This is a genomic window from Variovorax sp. dw_954, assembly GCF_018449755.1.
Lineage (GTDB): Bacteria > Pseudomonadota > Gammaproteobacteria > Burkholderiales > Burkholderiaceae_C > Variovorax.
In genome coordinates, this window is record NZ_JAAVVD010000005.1 from 222245 (window position 1) to 243570 (window position 21326).

At 67.3% G+C, this 21326-nt stretch carries 19 protein-coding genes; 14 read left to right on the forward strand and 5 right to left on the reverse strand.

What is annotated here, in order from left to right:
• Positions 1–28: 28 nt before the first annotated feature.
• Genes HB681_RS11060 through lptF form a run of 3 tightly spaced genes read right to left on the reverse strand, consistent with a single transcriptional unit; the run spans position 29 to position 2623 of the window.
• Positions 29–400 (reverse strand): CbiX/SirB N-terminal domain-containing protein, encoded by a 372-nt coding sequence (locus HB681_RS11060; protein ID WP_213954854.1) that lies wholly within the window; start codon positions 398–400, stop codon positions 29–31.
• Between the two features lie 4 nt (positions 401–404).
• Entirely contained in the window at positions 405–1520 is a 1116-nt protein-coding gene (lptG, locus tag HB681_RS11065; protein WP_213954855.1) for an LPS export ABC transporter permease LptG, read from the reverse strand.
• Positions 1517–2623 (reverse strand): LPS export ABC transporter permease LptF, encoded by a 1107-nt coding sequence (lptF, locus tag HB681_RS11070; protein ID WP_213954856.1) that lies wholly within the window; start codon positions 2621–2623, stop codon positions 1517–1519. The genes lptG and lptF overlap by 4 nt, the downstream gene beginning before the upstream one ends.
• 20 nt (positions 2624–2643) lie before the next feature.
• Between lptF and HB681_RS11075 the strand changes: the two genes are divergently transcribed.
• The 4 genes from HB681_RS11075 to HB681_RS11090 all read left to right on the forward strand — a co-directional run bounded on the left by HB681_RS11075 (position 2644) and on the right by HB681_RS11090 (position 6381).
• Complete coding sequence (locus tag HB681_RS11075) at positions 2644–4140, forward strand: leucyl aminopeptidase (protein WP_213954857.1); 1497 nt, start codon at positions 2644–2646, stop codon at positions 4138–4140.
• Between the two features lie 13 nt (positions 4141–4153).
• Positions 4154–4591: a DNA polymerase III subunit chi gene (locus HB681_RS11080; RefSeq protein WP_213954858.1), complete on the forward strand. Its 438-nt coding sequence runs from the start codon at positions 4154–4156 to the stop codon at positions 4589–4591.
• A 32-nt stretch (positions 4592–4623) separates the two neighbouring features.
• The gene (locus HB681_RS11085) at positions 4624–5031 is read left to right on the forward strand and encodes a hypothetical protein (RefSeq protein ID WP_345944658.1); all 408 of its coding nucleotides are present in this window, start codon (positions 4624–4626) and stop codon (positions 5029–5031) included.
• A 138-nt stretch (positions 5032–5169) separates the two neighbouring features.
• Complete coding sequence (locus tag HB681_RS11090) at positions 5170–6381, forward strand: branched-chain amino acid ABC transporter substrate-binding protein (RefSeq protein WP_213954860.1); 1212 nt, start codon at positions 5170–5172, stop codon at positions 6379–6381.
• A 371-nt stretch (positions 6382–6752) separates the two neighbouring features.
• Here the strand turns inward: HB681_RS11090 and HB681_RS11095 are convergent, their stop codons facing one another.
• A complete protein-coding gene (locus HB681_RS11095) occupies positions 6753–8459 on the reverse strand; it encodes an acyl-CoA dehydrogenase family protein (protein WP_213954861.1) in 1707 nt (568 codons plus the stop codon).
• 109 nt (positions 8460–8568) lie between these two features.
• Here HB681_RS11095 and HB681_RS11100 point away from each other — a divergent pair, with 109 nt between their 5' ends.
• From HB681_RS11100 to HB681_RS11115, 4 genes are all read left to right on the forward strand, one after another.
• The gene (locus HB681_RS11100) at positions 8569–9327 is read left to right on the forward strand and encodes a TetR/AcrR family transcriptional regulator (protein WP_213954862.1); all 759 of its coding nucleotides are present in this window, start codon (positions 8569–8571) and stop codon (positions 9325–9327) included.
• A 56-nt stretch (positions 9328–9383) separates the two neighbouring features.
• Positions 9384–10352: a tripartite tricarboxylate transporter substrate-binding protein gene (locus tag HB681_RS11105; RefSeq protein ID WP_213954863.1), complete on the forward strand. Its 969-nt coding sequence runs from the start codon at positions 9384–9386 to the stop codon at positions 10350–10352.
• A 2-nt stretch (positions 10353–10354) separates the two neighbouring features.
• Positions 10355–11590, forward strand: a complete 1236-nt coding sequence (locus HB681_RS11110) for a CoA transferase (RefSeq protein WP_213954864.1) — start codon at positions 10355–10357, stop codon at positions 11588–11590.
• 84 nt (positions 11591–11674) lie between these two features.
• Positions 11675–12418 carry an enoyl-CoA hydratase/isomerase family protein gene (locus tag HB681_RS11115; protein WP_213954865.1) on the forward strand — a complete coding sequence of 248 codons (744 nt, stop codon included), beginning with the start codon at positions 11675–11677 and terminating at the stop codon, positions 12416–12418.
• 28 nt (positions 12419–12446) lie between these two features.
• On the opposite strand, the gene HB681_RS11120 is transcribed toward HB681_RS11115, so the two are convergent.
• Positions 12447–13352 carry a LysR family transcriptional regulator gene (locus HB681_RS11120; protein ID WP_213954866.1) on the reverse strand — a complete coding sequence of 302 codons (906 nt, stop codon included), beginning with the start codon at positions 13350–13352 and terminating at the stop codon, positions 12447–12449.
• A gap of 136 nt (positions 13353–13488) precedes the next feature.
• On the opposite strand from HB681_RS11120, the gene HB681_RS11125 reads away from it, so the two are divergent.
• The 6 genes from HB681_RS11125 (at position 13489) to HB681_RS11150 (ending at position 21324) form a co-directional block, all read left to right on the forward strand.
• Positions 13489–15615, forward strand: coding sequence for a 3-hydroxyacyl-CoA dehydrogenase NAD-binding domain-containing protein (locus HB681_RS11125; RefSeq protein WP_213954867.1), 2127 nt, complete (start codon positions 13489–13491; stop codon positions 15613–15615).
• A gap of 75 nt (positions 15616–15690) precedes the next feature.
• Positions 15691–16872, forward strand: a complete 1182-nt coding sequence (locus tag HB681_RS11130) for an acetyl-CoA C-acyltransferase (protein ID WP_213954868.1) — start codon at positions 15691–15693, stop codon at positions 16870–16872.
• Between the two features lie 16 nt (positions 16873–16888).
• Entirely contained in the window at positions 16889–18085 is a 1197-nt protein-coding gene (locus tag HB681_RS11135) for an acyl-CoA dehydrogenase family protein (protein WP_213954869.1), read from the forward strand.
• Between the two features lie 13 nt (positions 18086–18098).
• On the forward strand, positions 18099–19241 hold the full coding sequence (locus tag HB681_RS11140) for an acyl-CoA dehydrogenase (protein WP_213954870.1): 1143 nt from the start codon (positions 18099–18101) through the stop codon (positions 19239–19241).
• Positions 19238–20050, forward strand: a complete 813-nt coding sequence (locus tag HB681_RS11145) for an enoyl-CoA hydratase (RefSeq protein ID WP_213954871.1) — start codon at positions 19238–19240, stop codon at positions 20048–20050. The genes HB681_RS11140 and HB681_RS11145 overlap by 4 nt, the downstream gene beginning before the upstream one ends.
• Positions 20047–21324, forward strand: coding sequence for a CaiB/BaiF CoA-transferase family protein (locus HB681_RS11150; protein ID WP_213954872.1), 1278 nt, complete (start codon positions 20047–20049; stop codon positions 21322–21324). The genes HB681_RS11145 and HB681_RS11150 overlap by 4 nt, the downstream gene beginning before the upstream one ends.
• Positions 21325–21326 lie beyond the last annotated feature (2 nt).

Below are 21326 nucleotides of genomic sequence, written 5' to 3' on the forward strand. Positions count from 1 at the left end.
CGCCTGCGTCTATGGAAAGTGTTGCGTCTTAGCCATCCGGACACGCAATCCTGGCCAGGAGGTCAATCACCTCCGACTCCTCGCCAATGGCCTTTTGCAGCGTGAAGATGACTTCCCGGTGGGTGTCGGCACATTGCGCCATCAGCTTGGGCAGGTCTTCGCGCAGATGCTTCCCGATGCCGAGGAACAGCGGCACCACGCGCACGCTCGTTGCTCCCAGGCCCACCAGCTGGGCCACGGCGGTCGTCAGGTCGGGCGCGACCAGTTCAAGGTAGGCGCAACGCACGAGGGCCTCCGGGTGGCGCTCGGCGACGCGAAGGGCGACGGCCTCGATCGGCTCGCGCCAGCGCGCATCGCGCGACCCATGCGCGAACAACACGATGCCGCGCCTGGCCTGCATCGCTTCAGCGCCGCAGCACCAGCCAGCCGAAGGCGCCCAGGGACATCACCGAATAGATCATGCCCGGCGCGGCGGCCGTGAACCAGGGCGACCAGGTCCGCAGGTTGCCGATGTAGCCGAACACGTTGTTCAGCAGGAAGAAACTGATGCCGATCAGCACGCCGCCAAAGACATAGGTCGTGATGCCGGCCTGGCGAAAGTGCAGGTAGGCAAAGGGCAAGGCCAGCACCACCATCACCAGGCAGGACAGCGGATAGAACACCTTGCGCCAGAAGTCGATTTCATAGCGTTGCGTCTTCTGGCCGTTGGCGTTCAAGTGCCGGATGTAGGCGAACAGGTCGATCGTTGCCATGCGATCGGGCTTGAGCAAGGCCACGGAGACCATCTCGTGCGTGATGGTGCTGGGCCAGCGCAGCAGTGGTTCAGCCGTGGTGCGAATCTGCGCCTTCGTGTCGGCGCCGTTGGCATCGTAGGCTTGGCGCTCCACGCTCGTGAGCAGCCAGGTGCCGTCCGGCTCGATGCGGGCGGAGTCGGCGGAGGTCTGGGCGGTCAGGAAGCCCTTGGCATCGAACTCGAAGATCCGCGGGCTCGTCAGCGAGCCGTCGCGCCCCATGGACAGGACATTGACCGCATAGGACTTGTCGTCGCCCTTTTCGCGCAGCCAGGCGCCCGTGAGCCCGCTGGTGGTGAAGAGCCCCTGGTAGCGGGCCTTGACCAGCGTGGCGGTGCGGTCGCTGAAAGGCGCCACGTAGTCGCCCACCGCGAATGTCAGCACCACGAACCCGAGCCCGAGCACCAACAGCGTGCGCAGCGCCCGCCATGGCCCGAGTCCGCTGGTGCGCAGGATGGTGTATTCGGAGCTTTGCGCCAGGCGCGCCATCACGAAGATGGTGCCGATGAGCACTGCGATCGGCAGCAACTCGTAGAGATGGCTCGGCACCAGCAGCGAGACGTAGAGGATGGCCTGGGGCAAGCCGTAGCCAAGCGTGTTCGACGACTTGGTGACCGCCTGCAGCTCGTCGATGAAATCGAAGAAGAAGAACAGGCAAAGAAAGCCCAGTGCGACGAAGGCGACGGACTTCAGCACCTCGCCATAGATGAGTCGGCGTATGGTTTTCACGCAGTGGACGAAGCAATGGAGGAGCGGCGGCGCAGGCTGAAGCTCCAGTTGTTGTGGCGCTTGGCCAGCCATGCGACGGCGACCACGAAGACGCCTCCATGCAATGCCAGCAGGAAAGGCCCGGGTGCGATGCGGCCGGTGCCCACCCATCCCTGGCCAAGGTTCAGCATGTTGTAGTAGATGACGAATGCGAACAGCGCGAACAACAGGTTGCCGCTGCGTCCGACCCGCGGGTTCACGCTCGCCACCGCCAGCGCCAGCAGCACGAAATTGCACGCGGCCAGCAACATGCCCAATCGCCATGACAGTTCCGCGCGGCCGGGCAGCGCGCTGCTGGCCAGCAGGGCCACCGTGGTCTGGGCGCGCGGCGGCAGGGCATCGGGCGAGGTCGCCGCGTTGGAGCCGACCCGGGCGCCATAGGTCTTGAATTCGCTGATCTTCAGGCCTGCTGACTTGTCGAAGGGCCGCTCCAGTCGCTGGCCGTTGCTCAGCATCAGGAAGCGCGCGTTGTCGATCGTCTCGATCCGGCCGCTTCGCGCGGAAGTGATCAACTGGCGATTGCGTTCGATCGACGAGATGAACACGTTCGATGCCGTGCTGTCGTCGGCGGTGTCCTTGTCGATGAAGAACACCCGGTTGCGGCCGGAGGACTCCTGGAACTCACCGGGCGCGATGCGGTCGATGTCGCTGCGGCGCTCGTACTGGTCGCGCATGCCCTGGGTCTGCGAGTTGGCCCACGGCCAGGCGACGAAGGCCAGCATGGCGATCAACACCAGGATCGGCCAGGCAAAGCGCAGGATCGGCCAGGTGAAGTTGGCCAGGCCGCGGCCGCTGGAGAACCAGATGATCATTTCGCTGTCGCCGTACATGCGCGACAGCGTGCCGACGATGGAGATGAACAGGCTGAGGCTCAGGATGGTCGGCAGGTAGCCGAGCACCGTGTAGGTCATCACCAGGAACACTTCCGCCGGATCGACGCTGCCCTTGGACGCCAGGCCCAGGGTGCGGATCAGCATCATCGTCATCACGATGGTGACAAGGACCACCAGCGTGGCCCCGAAGCTGCGCGACAGCTCCTTGCGTAGGGAGGAATGGAATAACATCGTTCAGGAAAAGAAGGATTATGGACTTTCAACTCAAGACACTCTCCATTGCCCAGGCCGCCACCGAAAAGGCCGATGCGCTGATCGTGCTCGCGGCATCCCCTGGCGACGAGGCCACGGGGCCCCTGGCAAGCCTGCTCGCGCAAGCGCGCGAATCGGAAGACCTTCCCGCCAAGGCCGGCAAGCTGCTGCAACTCTACCGGCCCGAGGGCGTCACGGCGCCGCGCGTGGTGCTGGTATCGGTCGGCGACGGCGCGGCCGCGTCGGTGCGCAGCGCGGTCAGCGCTGGCGTGCAGGCGGTCAAGGCCGCCAACCCCAAGCGGGTTGTAGTGGTGTTCGCGCAGCCCCTTGACGCCGCCGGACTCCAGCAGGCAATGCAGGCCGCTGCCGATGCCACCTATGTCTACACGACGACCAAGCCCAAGGCCGATGCACGCACCGTGCGGCAACTGGTGCTGGGCGTGCCCGACGCGGCCTCGCTGGAAGCGGCCTTCCGGGCGTCGTCTGCCACGGTGGCAGGCATCGAATTCGCCAAGGAGTGGGGCAACCGCCCGGCCAACCATTGCACGCCGGCCTTGCTGGGCGAGGCCGCGAAGGCGCTGACGGAGTTTCCGCGCATCAAGTGCGAAGTGCTCGGCCCCAAGGAGGTTGCCAAGCTGGGCATGGGCTCCTTTGCTGCGGTGGCGCAGGGTTCGACGCAGCCGCTTCGCTTCATCGTGTTGGAGTACCACGGCGCGGGCAAGTCCGATGCGCCGGTGGTGCTGGTGGGCAAGGGCATCACCTTCGACACGGGCGGTGTCTCGCTCAAGCCCGCGGCCGAGATGGACGAGATGAAGTTCGACATGTGCGGCGCGGCCAGCGTGCTGGGCGTGTTCCGTGCGTTGGCCGAATGCAAGCCGGCCATCAACGTGGTCGGGCTGATCCCCTCGTGCGAGAACATGAACGACGGTGCGGCGCTGAAGCCCGGCGACGTCGTGACCAGCATGAGCGGCCAGACCATCGAGGTGCTCAACACCGACGCCGAAGGCCGGCTGATCCTCTGCGACGCGCTGAGCTATGCCAAGCGCTTCGAACCCGCCGCAGTGATCGACATTGCCACCCTGACCGGCGCCTGCGTGGTCGCGCTCGGCGGTGTGCGCAGCGGCTTGTTCTCCACGGATGACAAACTGGCCGCGGCGCTCGAAGCGGCGGGCGAGCAATCGCTGGATCGCTGCTGGCGCCTGCCGCTCGACGAGGACTATGCGGAGGGTCTCAAGAGCAATTTTGCCGACGTGGCCAATATCGCCGGGCGGGCCGGCGGGGCGATCACCGCCGCCAAGTTCCTGCAACGCTTTGCCGGTGACTTCGCCTGGGCGCACCTGGACATCGCGGGCACGGCGTGGAAGAGCGGGGCGGCCAAGGGTTCGACGGGCCGTCCGGTCGGCTTGCTGATGGCCTACCTGCTCGACCGGGCCGCAGCTGAGGCGCCGGTTGCTCTAGCCGCGCCAGCCGTGCCACGCAAGCGCAAGACCCGGTGAGGAAGCTTCGCGCGTGACCGAGATCGACTTTCATTTCAATGCCGTCGACAAGGTCAGCCATGCCTGCAGGCTGCTGCGCAAGGCGGTCGTCGCGGGCGGGGCGAAAGTCGTGCTCGTGGCCGACGACGCCATGCTCGATGCGGTCGATGCGGCGCTGTGGCAGTTCTCGGCGGTCGACTTCATCGGTCATTGCCGCAGCGACAGTGAAGCGCACATCGTCGCCCGTTCCGCCGTCGTCCTTGCCGCCGCGGATGCGACCGGCTTGCCGCACCAGCAGGTGATGGTGAACCTCGGCGACGGGGTGCCGGCCGGCTTCGAGCGCTTCGAGCGCCTGATCGAAGTGGTGACGGGAGACGAGGCCGATCGGGTCGCAAGCCGCGCGCGCTGGCGCCATTACGCGGAACGCGGCTACGCGCTCAAGCGCCACGACCTGGCCGGAGGCGCCGCCTGATGGCCGGGCCGACACGAACCCCACCGCGTTTCGTGCCGACGCTCACGACCGTCGTGGAGCCATCGTCGCTCCTTTCGGCCGTGGCGGCCGATGCGACACCGGCCGCGCCCGAGATGCCGCCCGCCCGGCTCCCTGAATCGCCGCTGGCATTCCACAGCGCCTCGGAGGAGCGGGCCGCTCTCATGCCCACCGCGATGGTGTCGGACGCCGACGCTTTCCGGTTCGAAGAGGGGTTGTTGCACCGCGTGCTGCAGCGCATCGACCTCTCCCTGGAAGCGCGCCTGACCGACACCGTGTCGGCGGCGGTGCAGCAGCAACTGGACGCGATGTTGCCGCGCTTGCGCGATGAAATCGAAGGCGTTTTGCGCGAATTGGTGGTCGAGGCGCTGGCCCGGGAACTTGCGGAAAACACAGGGTCTACTACAGGTCAGCGCACTTAACCATTCAGATACACTCCGCGCCGGGTCGAGGGCGCGAGGGCGCCGTGAGGCGGACAAGGCGCGGATTTTGCTCTGTGTCTTGCCCGGTTCAATCGACCGGTTTTTTTGTGTTTTTTCATCCATGTTCTGGAGGTTCCCATGCAATTGAAATGGACTGCGGTCGCCCTGGCTGCTCTTACGCTAGTGGCTTGCGGCAAGAAGGAAGAAGCTGCCGCTCCCGCAGCGACGCCGGCGCCCACCGCATCTGCTCCCGCGCCCGCCGCACCTCCTGCCGGTGAATCGATCGTCGTCAAGATCGGTCACGTTGGCCCCACCAGCGGCCCCATTGCCCACCTCGGCAAGGACAACGAACTCGGCGCCAAGATGGCCATCGAAGACCTGAACGCCAAGGGCATCAAGATCGGCGACAAGGTTGCCAAGTTCGAACTGCTGGCCGAAGACGACGCCGGCGATCCGAAGCAAGGCACGGCAGTGGCCCAGAAGCTGATCGACAGCAAGGTCAACGGCATCGTGGGTCACTTGAATTCGGGCACCACCATCCCCGCGTCCAAGCTGTACAGCGACGCCGGCATCCCGCAAATCTCGCCGTCGGCAACCAACCCGAAGTACACGCGTCAAGGCTTCAAGACCACGTTCCGCGTGGTGGCTGACGACACGCAACTCGGCGGTACGCTGGGCAAGTACTCCGTCGAAACGCTCAAGGGCAAGAACATTGCCGTGATCGACGACCGCACGGCCTACGGCCAGGGCGTGGCCGAAGAGTTCGAGAAGTCGGCCAAGGCCTCGGGCGCGACCATCGTCGGCCACGAGTTCACCACTGCCAACTCGACCGACTTCAACGCCATCCTGACCAAGCTCAAGGGCGCCAAGCCCGACGTCTTGTTCTTCGGCGGCATGGACGCCGTTGCCGGCCCGATGCTCAAGCAAGTCAAGCAACTCGGCATGACCGTCAAGTTCATGGGCGGCGACGGCATGTGCACCAACGAGTTGCCCAAGCTGGCTGGCGATGCCGTCGGCGAAGAAATGGTCTATTGCGCCGAAGCCGGCGGTGTGGACGGCGATTTCAAGGCGCCGCTGGATGCCTGGAAGGCCAAGTTCAAGGAAAAGAACGGCGTCGAAGTGCAGATCTATGCGCCGTACGTCTATGACGCCGTGAACGTGATGGCAACCGCCATGGTCAACGCCAAGTCTTCGGACCCGGCCGTTTACCTGCCTGAAGTCGGCAAGGTCCAGTACAACGGCCTGACCGGGCCGATCGCTTTCGACGAGAAGGGCGACATCAAGAACGGCGCCCTCACGCTTTACACCTACAAGGGCGGTGTGCGCACGCAAATCGCCGTTGTGCGTTGAGTTGAGTTGCTCGTCAAAACGTGAAAAAGGGGCCCCTTCGGGCCCCTTTTTTTACATTTGGAACTTGCAAATTCACAATTTCGGGCTCATTGTGGGCACGGCTAGTGGTTTCTCCATGGGTCTCCTAACCACAGATCCTTAGGCCCGCATCGTGCGGGCCTCTTTTTTTCCACTTGCCAGAGGGACACGTGGCGATGCAAGGGACCGGTTCAGCACTCGGCCGGCGTGACCGTCAGTCCTTGCAATGGCGCGGCGACAACTGTCAGGACAGGGCGATCGACGGTCGTAAATGTATCGAGTTGCTGCCATGCGGGATCACCAGCCGCCGATGAGCCAGACGAAGCCGAAGTCGCCGGGTAGGGCGCGCATCTTCAGCCCCGCTCGCCCCAGGAGCGCTCGATCACCTTCCTGAATTCGACCTCCGTCCCGAGCGTGCCGAAGGCAAGGCCCCAGTCGCCGCCGAGCCGCGAGGCGCAGAACGCCTGCGACACATATGACGGGCTGAAGCGCAGCAGCAGCGAGGCCTGCAGCGCCAGCGCCGTCTTCTCGACGAGGCGGCGCGCGATGCCTTCCATCTGGTCGCGGCGTCCGATGGCGGTGCGCAGCCAGGCCGTGGTGCGGTCGAGGTGCGCGTCCATGCCCCTGGCCAGTTCGATCTCCTGCAGCACGGGCAACAGCGCGTCCGGATCGCGGTCGACGGCGCGCAGCACGTCGAGGCAGATCACGTTGCCGCTGCCTTCCCACACGCTCTGCACCGGCGCCTCGCGGTAGAAGCGCGGCATCATCGAATCCTCGATGTAGCCGAAGCCGCCGTGGCACTCCAGCGCCTCGAAGGCGTTGGCGCTGGCGCGCTTGGCCAGCCAGTACTTGGCGATGGCGGTGACGACGCGCGAGAAGCGGGCCTCGTTGTCATCGGTGGCGGCGCGGTCGATGCTGCCGGCCAGGCGCATCAGCAGGGCCGTCGCGGCTTCGGATTCGAGCGCGAGGTCGGCCAGCACGTTGCTCATCAACGGCTTGTCCACCAGCTTGGCGCCGAAGGCCGAGCGTTGCTGCGTGTGATGCAGCGCGCGGAACAGGGTCTGCCGCATGATGCCCGCGGAGATCGAGGCGCAACCCAGCCGCGTGAGGCTGACCATCTCGATGATGGTGCGGATTCCCTTGCCTTCGTCGCCGACACGCCAGGCCAGCGTGCCGTTGTATTCGATCTCGCTGGACGGGTTGGAGCGGTTGCCCAACTTGTCCTTGAGCCGCATGATCGAGAAGCGGTTGCGCGTGCCGTCGGGTAGCCAGAAGGGCACGAGGAAGCATGAGATCTGGCCCGGCGAGCCTTCGATCTGGGCCACCGTGAGGAAGCAATCCACCATGGGCGCCGAAAAGAACCACTTGTGGCCGGTGAGTTCGTAGACGCCGGCCTCCTGCGTCGGCCGCGCCACGGTAGTGTTGGCGCGCAGGTCGGAGCCGCCTTGCTTCTCCGTCATGGCCATACCGATCAGGGCTGCAGTCTTTTCCGATGAAGGGCGATAGCGCGGATCGTAGCTGGTGGAAGTGAGCAGCGGCTCCCACTGCGCACTGAGGGCGGGGTTGTTGCGCAGCACCGGCACGCCGGCATAGGTCATGTGCAGCGGGCAGAGCGAGCCGCTTTCCACCTGCGCCATCAGCATGCTCGACGCGGCTCGCGCGACATGGCTGCCGGCCTGCGGATTGCGCCAGGGCAGTGAATGCACCTCATGGCGGCGCGCGAGGCGCATCAGTTCGTGCCACGAGTGATGCAACTGCACTTCGTTGATGCGATGGCCGTAGTTGTCGTGCGTGTGCAGTTCGGGCACGTAGCGGTTGGCCATGTAGCCGTGGCGGATCGCCTCCGGGTCGGACAGGTCCCTGGCGAAGGCGTCGAGTCGCGGTGCGGCCCAGGCGGCGCCTTCGCGCGCCAGCCCTTCGCGCAACGCGTGGTCGCGGGCCAGCAGGTTGTAGCCGCCGTAGGGCGTCGGCTGGTTGAAGACTTCATGCGTGCCGTGGGCAGCATGGCGCGCGGCGGCCCGCGGTGCGGGTTCGGCGGCGAGAGCGGTGGCTTCGGTCATCGGGGCTTGCCTCATTCAGGGTTTGTTCGGAACGGATCGGATTAAATCAAATGATTTATTCGGTGTAAAGCACTTGACTTAAAGATTGGCTGATTCCAGAATCGGCTCCATGGTCACGACGACGAATCCCTCCGCCGGCAAGGCAAGGCGCAAAAGCGGCGCCGCGCCGGCCCCCAGCCTCGACAGCGCCGACGTGCTGCTCGTCACGGCGCAGCAGCTCTTTGCCGAGAAAGGCATCGATGCGGTGTCGATGCGCGAGATCGCCCGCGAATCCGGCCAGCGCAACAACTCGGCGCTGCACTACCACTTCGGCTCCAAGGAAGCGCTGATCCAGGCGATCCTGCAGCGGGGCATGGTGAAGATCGACGGCTTGCGCAACGACTACCTCGACCGCGTGTTCGTCGAGCAGCGATACACCGACTTGCGCGCGCTGGTCGAGGCCATCGTGTGGCCGCTGGCAACGGGCCTCGCGACCACGCAAGTGAACTCGTACAACCGCTTCCTCGCGGCGGCGCAAATGCATCCGGAAGTCGACCTCGCAGGATCGACGCGCGAGGATGGTGAGCGAGGTTTTCGCCGCATCCAGGATATGCTCGAGCCCTTGCTGCCCGCCGTGCCGCCGCTGCTGTTGCGCCAGCGCTTTCTTGCCGCCGTGGCCTTCGTGATCTTCAGCCTGGCCGACTTCGAGCGTCTCAAGACGCGGCGCGGCAAGAACAACCGCGGCTTCGACCTGCAGCGCGCCGTCGAGAACCTCATCGACATGCTGTGCGGGGCCATCTCGGCGCCGGTCTCGCCGCAGGTCGCGCAGCGCGTGGCCGAGCACGACCCACCCAAACCCTTTTCCGCCAGGGCCAAAGCGACGCCGTAGAAGCGTCGGGCCCGGCGGGCTTTTATTACCGCCTTTCGAACAATCAGGAGACAACGATGATCAAGGTAATCGGCATGCTGCTCGCGTGCTTCACGGCCTTCGCGCAACCGGTTGCGGCGCAAGAGGCCTTCCCCGGCAAGCCCATTCGCATCGTGGTGCCGTACACGCCGGGTGGTCCGACCGATACAGTGGCGCGCGTGGTGGGCCGCTCGGTCTCGACCCAGTTCGGGCAGCCGGTCATCGTCGAGAACAAGCCCGGCGCCGCAAGCACCATCGGCACCAACTACGTGGTGCACCAGCCGGCCGACGGCTACACGCTGGTGCTGGTGGCGGCGCACGTCGTCACCAACTCGGCGATGGGCATGCAGATGCCTTACGACCCGCTCAAGGACCTCACGCCCATCGGCGCGCTGACCTGGATGCCCATCCTGGTGGCCGCCAACCCGAGCGTGCCTGCAAAGGATCTCAAGTCGCTGATCGACTGGATCCGCAAGCAGGACAAGCCGGTGCAGTACGCCAGCCCCGGCGAAGGCACGATGACGCAGTTCTGGGGCGAGATGTTTGCGCAGCGCAACAAGCTGAGCCTGCAGCATGTGCCTTACAAGGGCTCGGCCGAAGCAGCGCGCGCAGCGGTCGGCGGCGACGTGCCGCTGCTGTTCGACGTGGCCGGCATCACCGCCACCATGATCGCGCAGGGCAAGCTCACCGGCATCGTCACGCCCGGCAGCCAGCGCGCACCCGGCCTGCCGAACCTGCAGACCGCCCGCGAAGCCGGCGTGCCCGACATGGAGGCCAACAGCTTTCTGGGCCTCATGGGCCCGGCCAACCTGCCGGTGGCCGTGCGCGACAAGCTCAATGCCGCCGTCAACCGTGCGCTCAAGGATCCCGAAGTGGTCGCAGCCGTCAGCGGCCTCGGCCTGACGCCAGCGGGCGGCACGCCCGACGAGTTCGGCAAGCTGCTCGCGTCCGAACTCAAGCGCTGGACAGAAGTGGGACGCGTCGCCGGCATCAAGGCCAGCAACTGACCATGCAAGAAACAGCAGACCAGCGGCCGCTCGCCGGAGTGCGCGTCGTCGAGTTCGGCCAGTTCATCGCCGGGCCGGGCGCGACGCAGATCCTCGCGGACCTTGGCGCCGATGTCATCAAGATCGAAAGCCCGAACGGCGACAACGGCCGGCGCTTTGGCGTCAGTGAAGCCACGAAGGGGCGTAGCGGGCTCTTCATGGCCTACAACCGCGGCAAGCGTTCCATCGTGGTCGACATGCGGCAAGCGGAAGGCCTGGCGATTGCGCGCGACCTGGCCTTGAAGGCGGATGTGGTCGTGCAGAACACGCGCGCGGGGGTCATGGAGTCGCTCGGGCTCGACGCCGGCGCGCTGCGCAAGGAGAAGCCGGGGCTGGTCCATGCGTCGATCTCGGGCTTTGGCTCCTTCGGCCCGTCGCGCAAGCGGCCCGGATTGGACATCGCGGCGCAGGCCGAGAGCGGGATGATGTCGATCACCGGCGAACGCGGCGGTTCACCCTTGAAGGCCGGCTTCCCGGTGGCCGATGTGTCAACGGCCAATGCCACAGCCAGCGCGATCCTCGCTGCGCTGTTTCGCCAAGCGCGCACCGGGCAGGGCGAGACCATCGAGACTTCGCTGCTCGCGGTCGCCATCTCGATGCAGGCGCAGATCTGGGCCGAGTACCAGTGCACCGGCAAGCTACCCGTGCGCTTTGGCAACGCCCAGCCGCTGGTCGCTCCGGCCGCTGACGTGATTGCGGTGCAGGACGGCCACATCGTCATCTCTGCCTATATGGACGACCACTGGCGTCGCTTGTGCAAGGCCATCGGCCTGCCTGCGCTCGCCATGGATCCCCTCTACGCAACCAATAACGATCGCGTGCGCAACCGCCCGGGCTTGATGGAGGTGCTGGGGCGCGAGCTCGGCCGCTACACCGGCGAGGAAGCGCGCGCGCTGCTTGAACGGCATGAGGTGGTCGTCGGCGTGGTTCGCGACTACACGCAGGTGCTGGCCAGTGCGGACGTGCAGGCGAGCGGGGTGTTCCAGGCGGTCGGGGATGGGCATGGTGGCGAACTGAAGCTGCCGGGCCTGCCTTTCCTGCTCGGCGAAGCGCTGGCCGATGGCCCGATGCCCGTCGTGCCGCGACTGGGCGAACACACGGCCGAGGTGCTGGCGCAGGCCGGCTACAGCGCGGACGACATCTCGCGGCTGCAAGCCGGCGGTGTGGTCGGTACGGCGCCCTGCTCGCTCGCGGCCTGAAGGTATTCACCTCCTGCGGGAACCTGGCGCCCGGGACGCCGATCCCGCCGTTCCTCCTTCTCTATTTGCACAAAGGCCTTCCACATGACAGCCGTTGTTCTCGACATCCACGATGGATGGGCGGAGCTGATCCTCAACCGGCCCGAGCGCAAGAACGCCATCGAAGGCACGCTCGCACAGGCCATGCACGACGCACTGCGACAACTCGCCCTGGACGATGCCGTGCGCGCCGTGGTGCTGCGTGGCGAAGGCGGCGCCTTCTGCTCGGGCCTCGACGTGAAAGCCTTCGGCGCGGAGCCGGCGCCTGAATGGAAGGCCGGCTTCCCTGTGTTGTGGGCGGCGGTGCACAACCAACTGCTCGCAAGCCGCAAGGTGCTGGTCGTCGCGCTGGAGCGCTATGCCATCAACGGCGGCGCCGCGCTCGCATTGGCCGCCGACCTCATGGTCTGCGGCGAGGGGGCTTTCCTGCAGGTCGGCGAGATCGGCATCGGCATGGCGGCGCCACGCAATGCGGCCTGGCTGGCGTTGCGCCATTCCGAAGCGGTCGCGGCGCGCGTATGCCTGATGGGCGACCGCATCGGCGCGGCCGACCTGCTTCGGCTGGGCATCGCGACCGAAGTGGTGGAAGACGGCGCGGTCGTCGCGCGTGCGCAGGCTATCGCGAAGGCCATCGCCGCCTTCCCCGCGCACTCGGTTCAGGCCATTAAGTCAGGCATGCGCGCGGCCACGATGCAGATGCCGCCCGAGCAGTGGATGGACGCCTGCGCCAAGGCCGATCTGCTGGACCGGCAAGGCGCGATCAGCCATGTGACGACCAACAAGTCGTGAAGACCGGCAGCGCCGGGCTGCTGCGCATTCACGTCGAGCCGTCCCGCGGCTGCCTTGCCTTGTCCAGCATGAACTCGATGAAGGTGGCGGCTGCGCGGGTGCGGTGGCGGCCTTGCATGTACAGCATGTACATGTGGGTGCCGAAGATCGAGAGGCGCCACTCGCTCAGCGCGGCGACCACTTCGCCGTCGGCCAGTTCCGCCTCGAACACATAGTCCGGCACGATGCCCACGCCCAGGCTGGCGAGGATCGCCTTGCGCAGGAAGAGGAAGTTCTCGGAGATGAGGGTCGGCTCCAGCAGCACCTCGTGCCGCTCCTGGGCCAGGTAGGCCGACACACGCAGCTGCCGCCCCATCACGGCCGAGGTGATCAGCGGCACGTGGCGCAGGTCGTCCAACTGCACCGGCAGGCCATGCTCGCGTGCCCAGGCGCTGCTGGCGCAGGCCACGTAGTTCACCGGCCCCATGTCGCGTGCCACCAGGTTCTGCGGCGGCTCGGACATCACGCGGATCGCGATGTCGACCTCCTCGCGCATCAGGTCTTCCACCCGGTTCTCGAACATCACGTCCAGCACGATGCCGGGGTAGAGGCGCTTGAATTCCACAAGCCAGTCGGACATGACGAGCTGCCCGTAGCCGCTGGGCACCGACAGCCGTACGCGGCCCTGCAGGCTCTGGCCGAGGGAAGTGACCGACTCGCGCGCGGCCTGCAGTTCGTCGCGGATGGCGCAGCCGTGCGCGTACAGGCGCAGGCCGATCTCGGTGGGCTCGATGCGGCGGGTGGTGCGGCGCAGCAGTTGCTGGCCCAGGCCGCGCTCGAACTGGCCGAGCCGGTTGCTCACGTTGGCGCGGCTCATGCGCAGGCGCCGCGCCGCCTCGCTGAGGTTGCCGGCTTCGACAATTTCTACGAACAGGGCGAGGGCGTTCTGGTCCATGGGCGGGTGGCTCCGCTGTCAATTAAAAGTTGACAGTGTGTCAATCACTGGGGGAATTGTAGATATCGGATTGCCATATCAGAATCCGCGTCAGGCCCCGCCCGGGGCGCATGTGCTTGCTTTCGGAGACACACCCATGACGACTGCTTCCATCACCACCCCCGTCGTTCGCAGCGCCCGCCATGGCGGCGTGCTGTGCATCACCATCGACAACGCGCCCGTCAACGCCATCTCGTCGGCCGTGCGCCGCGGGCTGAAGGAAGCCGTCGAGGCGGCCGACGCCGACGCCGCCGTGAAGGCGATCCTCATCGTGGGCGAGGGCGCCACCTTCGTGGCCGGCGCGGACATCCGCGAATTCGGCCAGGCGCCGCAGCCGCCCTCGCTGCCCGAGGTGTGCAACCGCATCGAGGCGTGCGGCAAGCCGGTGATCGCCGCGATCCGGGGCGCGGCGCTGGGCGGCGGGCTGGAGATCGCGCTGGCTGCGCACTACCGCGTTGCCCTGCAGGACGCAAAGCTGGGCCTGCCCGAGGTGCAACTGGGCCTCATGCCCGGCGCAGGCGGCACGGTACGCACGCCGCGCCTGGTCGGCGCGCAGGCCGCGCTGGACCTGATGCTCAGCGGCCGCCACGTGAAGGCCAAGGAATCTCTGTCGCTCGGCCTGTTGGACCGCCTCGCGGAAGGCGAGGACGCGCAAGTCGCGGGCCTGACCTATGCCAATGAACTGCTGGCACAGGGCGCCGGCGTGCGCCGCAGCCGTGACGCGCAGGGCTTGGCCGACCGCGCTGCCGCGCAAGCTGCCATCGACGCCGCCAAGGCCGACGCCGCGAAGAAGTCGCGCGGTCTTTTCTCCCCGATGAAGATCGTCGAGGCGGTCCAGACTGCGCTCGACAAGTCCTTCGACGAGGCAGTCAAGGCGGAGCGCGAGGCCTTCCTCGCCTGCATCGAGAGCCCGCAGCGCGCCGGACTCATCCATGCCTTCTTCGCCGAGCGCGAAGTGGCCAAGGTCCCTGAAGCCAAGGCCGCGCAGCCGCGCAAGCTGGAAAGCGTGGGCATCGTCGGCGGCGGCACCATGGGCGCCGGCATCGCCGTCGCCGCGATGGACGCGGGCTTGCCGGTGGTGATGGTGGAGCGCGACCAGGCGTCCATCGATCGCGGCCGCGCCAACGTCGAGAAGGTCTACGATGGCCTGGTCGCCAAGGGCCGCATGACGCCCGAGGCCAAGGCCGCCGTCATGGCCCGCTACACCGGCAGCACCGACTACGCCGCGTTCAAGGACGTCGATCTGGTCATCGAGGCGGTGTTCGAGGACATCGAGGTCAAGAAGGCCGTGTTCAAGGAACTGGACCGCGTGTGCAAGGCCGGCGCCGTGCTGGCCACCAACACCTCCTACCTGGACATCGACGCCATCGCCGCGAGCACCTCGCGCCCGCAGGACGTGGTCGGCCTGCACTTCTTCAGCCCGGCCAACATCATGAAGCTGCTGGAGATCGTGGTGCCCGCCAAGGTGAGCGCGGACGTGGTTGCCACCGCCTTTGCGCTGGCCAAGCGCATGAAGAAGGTGCCGGTGCGCGCGGGCGTGTGCGACGGCTTCATCGGCAACCGCATCCTGGCGGTGTACCGGCAGGCCGCCGATCACATCCTCGAGGACGGCGCCAGCCCTTACGAGATCGATGCCGCGGTGCGCGGCTTCGGCTACCCGATGGGTCCCTTCCAGGTCTCGGACCTGGCCGGCGGCGACATCGGCTGGGCCACGCGCAAGCGCAAGGCCGCCACGCGCGACCCGAAGGCGCGCTACGTCGAGGTGGCCGACCGCATCTGCGAGCGCGGCTGGTTCGGCCAGAAGACGCAGCGCGGCTGGTACGTGTATCCCCAAGGTGCGCGCGCCGGCCAGGAAGACGCCGAAGTGCTGGCCATCGTCGACGCCGAGCGGCAGAAGAAGGGCATCGTGCCGCGCAAGTTCACGGCCGAAGAAATCATGCGCCGCTACATGGCCGCGATGGTCAACGAAGGCGCCAAGGTGGTGGCCGAGGGCATCGCGCTGCGCCCGCTGGACGTGGACGTGACCTTCCTCTCCGGCTACGGCTTCCCGCGCTACCGCGGCGGCCCGATGAAGTACGCCGACATGGTGGGCCTGCCGAAGATCCTCGAAGACATCCGCGCCTTCGCCAAGGAAGACCCGCTGTTCTGGCAACCCGCGCCGCTGCTCGAAAAGCTCGTGGCCGAGGGCAAGGACTTCGCCAGCCTCAACCAGCCGCAAGGCTGAACCCCATCCCCCTGCCGCATCCTCCTAAAGTGGAGGAGGGCGGCTTTCACCTCGAAACCTCCCAGGAGAAATCCCATGCGCCAGGCCGTCATCGTTTCCACCGCCCGCACGCCGCTCACCAAGTCGCACCGCGGCGAACTCAACATCACGGCCGGCCCGACGCTGGCCAGCTTCGCGGTGCGTGCCGCTGTCGAGCGTTCGGGCATCGATCCGGCGCTGATCGAGGACGCCATCCTCGGCTGCGGCTATCCGGAAGGGATCACTGGCCGCAACGTCGCGCGGCAGGCCATCATCCGCTCTGAACTGCCCCTGAGCATCGCCGGCACCACCGTCAACCGCTTCTGCGCCTCGGGCCTGCAGGCCATCGCCATCGCCGCCGGGCGCATCGTGGTGGACGGGGCGCCGGCCATGATCGCGGGCGGGGTGGAAAGCATCTCCGGCATCCGCACCCGCGACGACGGCAACTCCGGGCTGGACCCGTGGATCGTCGAGCACAAGCCGCAGCTGTACATGGAGATGATCGACACCGCCGACGTGGTGGCGCAGCGCTACGGCATCAGCCGCGAGGCGCAGGACCGCTTCTCCGTGGACAGCCAGCGCAAGACCGCCGAGGCGCAGGAAGCCGGCCGCTACAGCGAGGAGATCGTCCCCGTCACCACCACCATGGCGGTGGCGAACAAGGAGACCGGCGAAGTCGCCAAGAAGCAGGTGACGATCGACCACGACACCTGCAACCGCGCCGGCACCACCTACGAGTCGCTGGCCAAGCTGGCGCCGGTGAAGGGCGCCGACAAGTTCATCACCGCGGGCAACGCCTCGCAACTGTCCGATGGCGCCAGCGCCTGCGTGATGATGGAAGCGAAGGAAGCCGAGCGCCTCGGCCTGCAGCCACTCGGCGCCTTCCGCGGCATGGCGGTGGCCGGCTGCGAGCCCGATGAGATGGGCATCGGCCCGGTGTTCGCGGTGCCCAAGCTGCTGCAGCGCTTCGGCCTCACGGTGCAGGACATCGACCTGTGGGAACTCAACGAAGCCTTCGCCTCGCAGTCCATCTACTGCCAGCAGACGCTGGGCATTCCGGCCGGGCGCCTGAACGTGGACGGGGGCGCCATCTCCATCGGCCACCCCTTCGGCATGACCGGTGCGCGGCTGGCCGGCCACATCCTGCTTGAAGGGCGCCGCCGCAAGGCCAAGTGGGGCGTGGTGACGATGTGCATCGCCGGCGGCATGGGCGCGGCGGGCCTGTTCGAGATCTTCTGAAGCAAAAGGCCACGGCATGGACCTGAAGTTCACTCCCGAAGAAGAAGCGTTCCGCGGCGAGGTGCTGCACTTCCTGCGCGACAAGTTGCCCGAGCGGCTTTCGCACAAGGTGAAGAACGGGCTGCGCCTGACGCGTGACGACATGCTGCAGTGGCATGCCATCCTGCATGCGCGCGGCTGGCTGGCCAACCACTGGCCCGAGCAGTACGGCGGGCCGGGCTGGAGCCCGGTGCAGAAGTTCATCTTCGAGAACGAGTGCGCGCTGGCCGGCGCGCCGCGCATCGTGCCCTTCGGCCTGAACATGCTGGGGCCGGTGCTCATCAAGTACGGCAGCGAGGCGCAGAAGCAGCATTGGCTGCCCCGCATCCTGAATGGCGAGGACTGGTGGTGCCAGGGCTACTCCGAGCCGGGCTCTGGCTCGGACCTGGCGTCCGTCAAGACCACGGCGGTTCGGGACGGCGACCACTACATCGTCAACGGCCAGAAGACCTGGACCACGCTGGGCCACTACGCCAACATGATCTTCTGCCTGGTGCGCACCAACAGGGAAGCCAAGGCGCAGTCGGGCATCAGCTTCCTGCTGGTCGACATGAATTCGCCCGGCGTCGAGGTGCGGCCCATCATCACGCTGGAGGGCGAGCACGAGGTCAACGAAGTGTTCTTCAACGACGTGCGGGTGCCCGCCGAGAACCTGGTCGGCGAGCAGGACAAGGGCTGGACCTATGCCAAGTTCCTGCTGACCTACGAACGCACCAACATCGCGGGCGTGGGCTTCTCCGTCGCGGCGCTGGAAAAGCTCAAGCGCATCGCCGGCAAGGTCCGGCGCAACGGCCGCCCGCTGGCGCAGGACCCGCAGTTCGCGGCCCGCCTTGCCAAGGTCGAGATCGACCTGGAGAACATGAAGACGACCAACCTGCGCGTGATCGCCGCCGTCGCCGGTGGCGGCGTGCCGGGCGCGGAAAGCTCCATGCTCAAGATCCGCGGCACCGAGATCCGGCAGGAAATCTCCTCTCTGGCGCGCCGGGCGATGGGGCCGTATGCGCAGCCCTTCATCGAGGCCGCGTTGCACGAAGGCCATGACGAAGCGCCGGTCGGCCCGGCCGAGGCGGCGCCGGCGGCCTCGCTGTACTTCAACAACCGCAAGCTGTCGATCTTCGGCGGCTCCAACGAAATCCAGAAGAACATCATCTCCAAGATGATCCTGGGCCTGTGAGGGAAGCGACACCATGAACTTCGAACACACCGACGACCGCCGCATGCTGGCGGATTCGCTGGACCGCTTCATTGCGGAGCAATACGCATTCGGCACGCGAGACCGCATTGCGAAAAGCGACGAGGGCTACAGCCGCGAACACTGGTCGCAGCTGGCAGAAATTGGGGCCCTGGGCGCGCTGTTTCCCGAGGAGGTGGGCGGCTTCGGCGGGGCCGGCTTCGACGTGGCCGTTGTCTTCGAGAGCCTTGGCAAGGGTCTGGTGGTGGAGCCATTCCTCGGCGCGCTAGTTGTCGGCCGCGCCATCGCGCAGGCCGGCAGCGCAGGGCAGAAGGAGCGCATCGCTTCGCTGATCGACGGCAGCACCTTGGCCGCGCTGGCGCACGAGGAACCGGGCTCGCATTACGAGGCCACGTTGGTCGCCACGAAGGCCGAGCGCTCCGGCGATGGCTGGGTGCTGGACGGCGCGAAGGCGGTGGTGCAACAGGGCGCGCAGGCCGGCTTGTTGCTGGTGTCGGCGCGCACGCGTGGCGCCGACGACGATGCGGACGGCATCTCGCTGTTCCTGGTGCCGTCAGATGCGCCGGGCCTGGCCTGGCGTGACTACACGAAGATCGACGGCGGGCGCGCCGCCGAGTTGACGCTGCAAGGCGCGCGCGTGGGTGCCGATGCGCTGCTGGGCACCGAGGGGGCAGGCGCGCCGGTGCTCGAGCACGCGGTCGGCTGGGGCCTGCTGGCGCTGGCCGCGGAATCGCTGGGTGCGATGGAAGTCGCCAAGCGCGACACGCTGGAATACCTGCGCATCCGCAAGCAGTTCGGCGTGCCCATCGGCAGCTTCCAGGCACTGCAGCACCGCATGGCCGACCTGCTGCTGGAGATCGAGCAGGCGCGCTCGGCCGTCATCAACGCCGCCGCCGCGATCGACGGTGGCGAGCGCATCGGCCGCGAGAAGGCGCTGTCTGCCGCCAAGTACAGCATCGGCCGCATCGGCACCCGCGTCGCGGAGGAATGCATCCAGCTTCACGGCGGCATCGGCATGACCTGGGAGCTGCCGCTGTCGCACTACGCCAAGCGACTGGTGATGATCGACCACCAGCTCGGCGACGAAGACCATCATCTGGCGCGCTACATCGCGCTGGGCCAGGAGACCCTGCAATGACCGGGACCACCACCGTTCCCCCCATCCTCGTGCGCCGCGAAGGCCCGGTGCTGGTGCTGGCCATCCACACGCCCGGCAAGCGCAACGCGATCAGCCCCGGCCTTTACGCCGCGCTGGCCGAGGCGCTTGCATCTGCCAGCACCGATGCCACCGTGGGCGCCGTGGTGCTGACCGGCGCCGACGGCTACTTCTGCTCCGGCGGCGACCTGAACACGCTCGCCACCCGCCGCCTGCTCACGATCGAGCAACGTCTCGAAAAGCTCGAAGGCCTGCACGGCCTGGTGCGCCTGCTGCGCGACTTTCCCAAGCCCGTCGTCGCGGCGGTGGAGGGTGGCGCGGCCGGCGCCGGGTTGTCGATGGCGTTGGGCTGCGACCTGCTCGTGGCCGCGCGCGATGCGAGCTTCTCGGTGGCCTATGTGAAGGTGGGCCTGACGCCCGATGGCGGCGCCACCGCCTTCCTGGCGCAGGTGCTGCCGCGCCAGTTGCTGACCGAGATGTGCCTGACCGGCGACCGCATCGGTGCCGAGCGTCTGCACGCCCTGGGCGTGGTCAACCGGCTCACCGAACCCGGCGGCGCCGACGCCGAGGCCATCGCGCTGGCCACGCGCCTGGCGGGCGGCCCCGAGCAGGCGATGGCGCGCATCAAGACGCTGTGCCGCGAGGCGGTGTCGAGCACGCTGGACGCGCAACTCGACCGCGAGGCCGGGTTCATGGTCGAGGCTCAGGGCAGCGCGGAATCAGCAGCGGGCATCGATGCCTTCCTGGCCAAGCAGACGCCCGATTTCGTGCCGCTGCGGAGCAAGCGATGAGCGTGGCCGGCGAAGCCCGCCTGCCGCTCGCGGGCGCGACCGCGGAAGCCCGCCTGCCGCTCGCAGGCGCGACCGCGGAAGCCCGCCTGCCGCTCGCAGGCGTGCGGGTGCTGGACCTGTCGCGCGTGCTGGCCGGCCCCATGTGCGCCCAGGCGCTGGGCGACCTGGGTGCGGAGGTCATCAAGATCGAGCACCCTGGCCGTGGCGACGACACGCGCGACTGGGGCCTGCGTGTGGGCTCGCGTAACACCGCCTACTTCAACAGCGCCAACCGCAACAAGCAGTCGGTGGGCGTGGACCTGCAGAAGCCCGAGGGCCAGCGCCTGGTGCGCGAACTGGCCGCGAAGAGCGACGTGGTCATCCAGAACTTCAAGTTCGGCGGCATCGCGAAGATGGGGCTGGACTACGAGTCGGTGAAGGCCATCAACCCGGCCGTCGTCTACTGCTCCATCACCGGCTACCGCACCGACGGCCCCGAGGCCGCGCGCCCCGGCTACGACCTCGTGGTGCAGGGCGAGGCCGGCCTGATGGCGCTCAACGGCGAGGAAGGGCAGGGTCCCCTCAAGTTCGGCGTGGCGGCGGTGGACATGTTCACCGGCATGTACTCGGCGCAGGCAATCCTGGCGGCCCTGTTCGATCGCGAGCGCACGGGGCAGGGCAGGCATGTCGAGATGGCGCTGTACGACTGCGGCCTGATGATCACCGCCTACTACGGCATGGAGGCGCTGCTGATGGGCAACGACCCGCCCAAGTACGGCAACGCGCATCCTTCCATCGTGCCTTACGGCGTTTTCGACGCGGCAGACGGCCCGGTGGTCATCACCGTGGGCAACAACGCGCAGTACCAGCGCTTCTGCAGCGAGGTGCTGGAGCGGCCGGACCTGGCGACCGACGAGCGCTTCGCCACGAACCTGGCCCGTTCCAGCAACCGTCACGAGCTGCTGCCCGCGCTGCGCGCCGAACTGGCCCGCCGCCCGCGCGAGCTGCTGCTGACGCGCATGACGGCGGCCGGCATTCCCTGCGGCGAAGTGCTGGGCCTGCTGGAGGCCCTGCAGTCCCCGCGCAGCACCGAGGCGGGCCTGCTGGCCGAGCTTCCCAACCCCGAGACCGGCACGGTGCAAGTGATGGCGCCGCCTTACCGCATCGACGGCCAGCGCATGCCCGTGCGCGCCGCCCCGCCGCTGCTCGCGCAGGACACGGATCGCGTGCTCGGCCAACTGCTGGGCATGGACGCGCAAGCCATTGCCGCGCTCCGGCAGGGCGGCGTCCTGTAGCT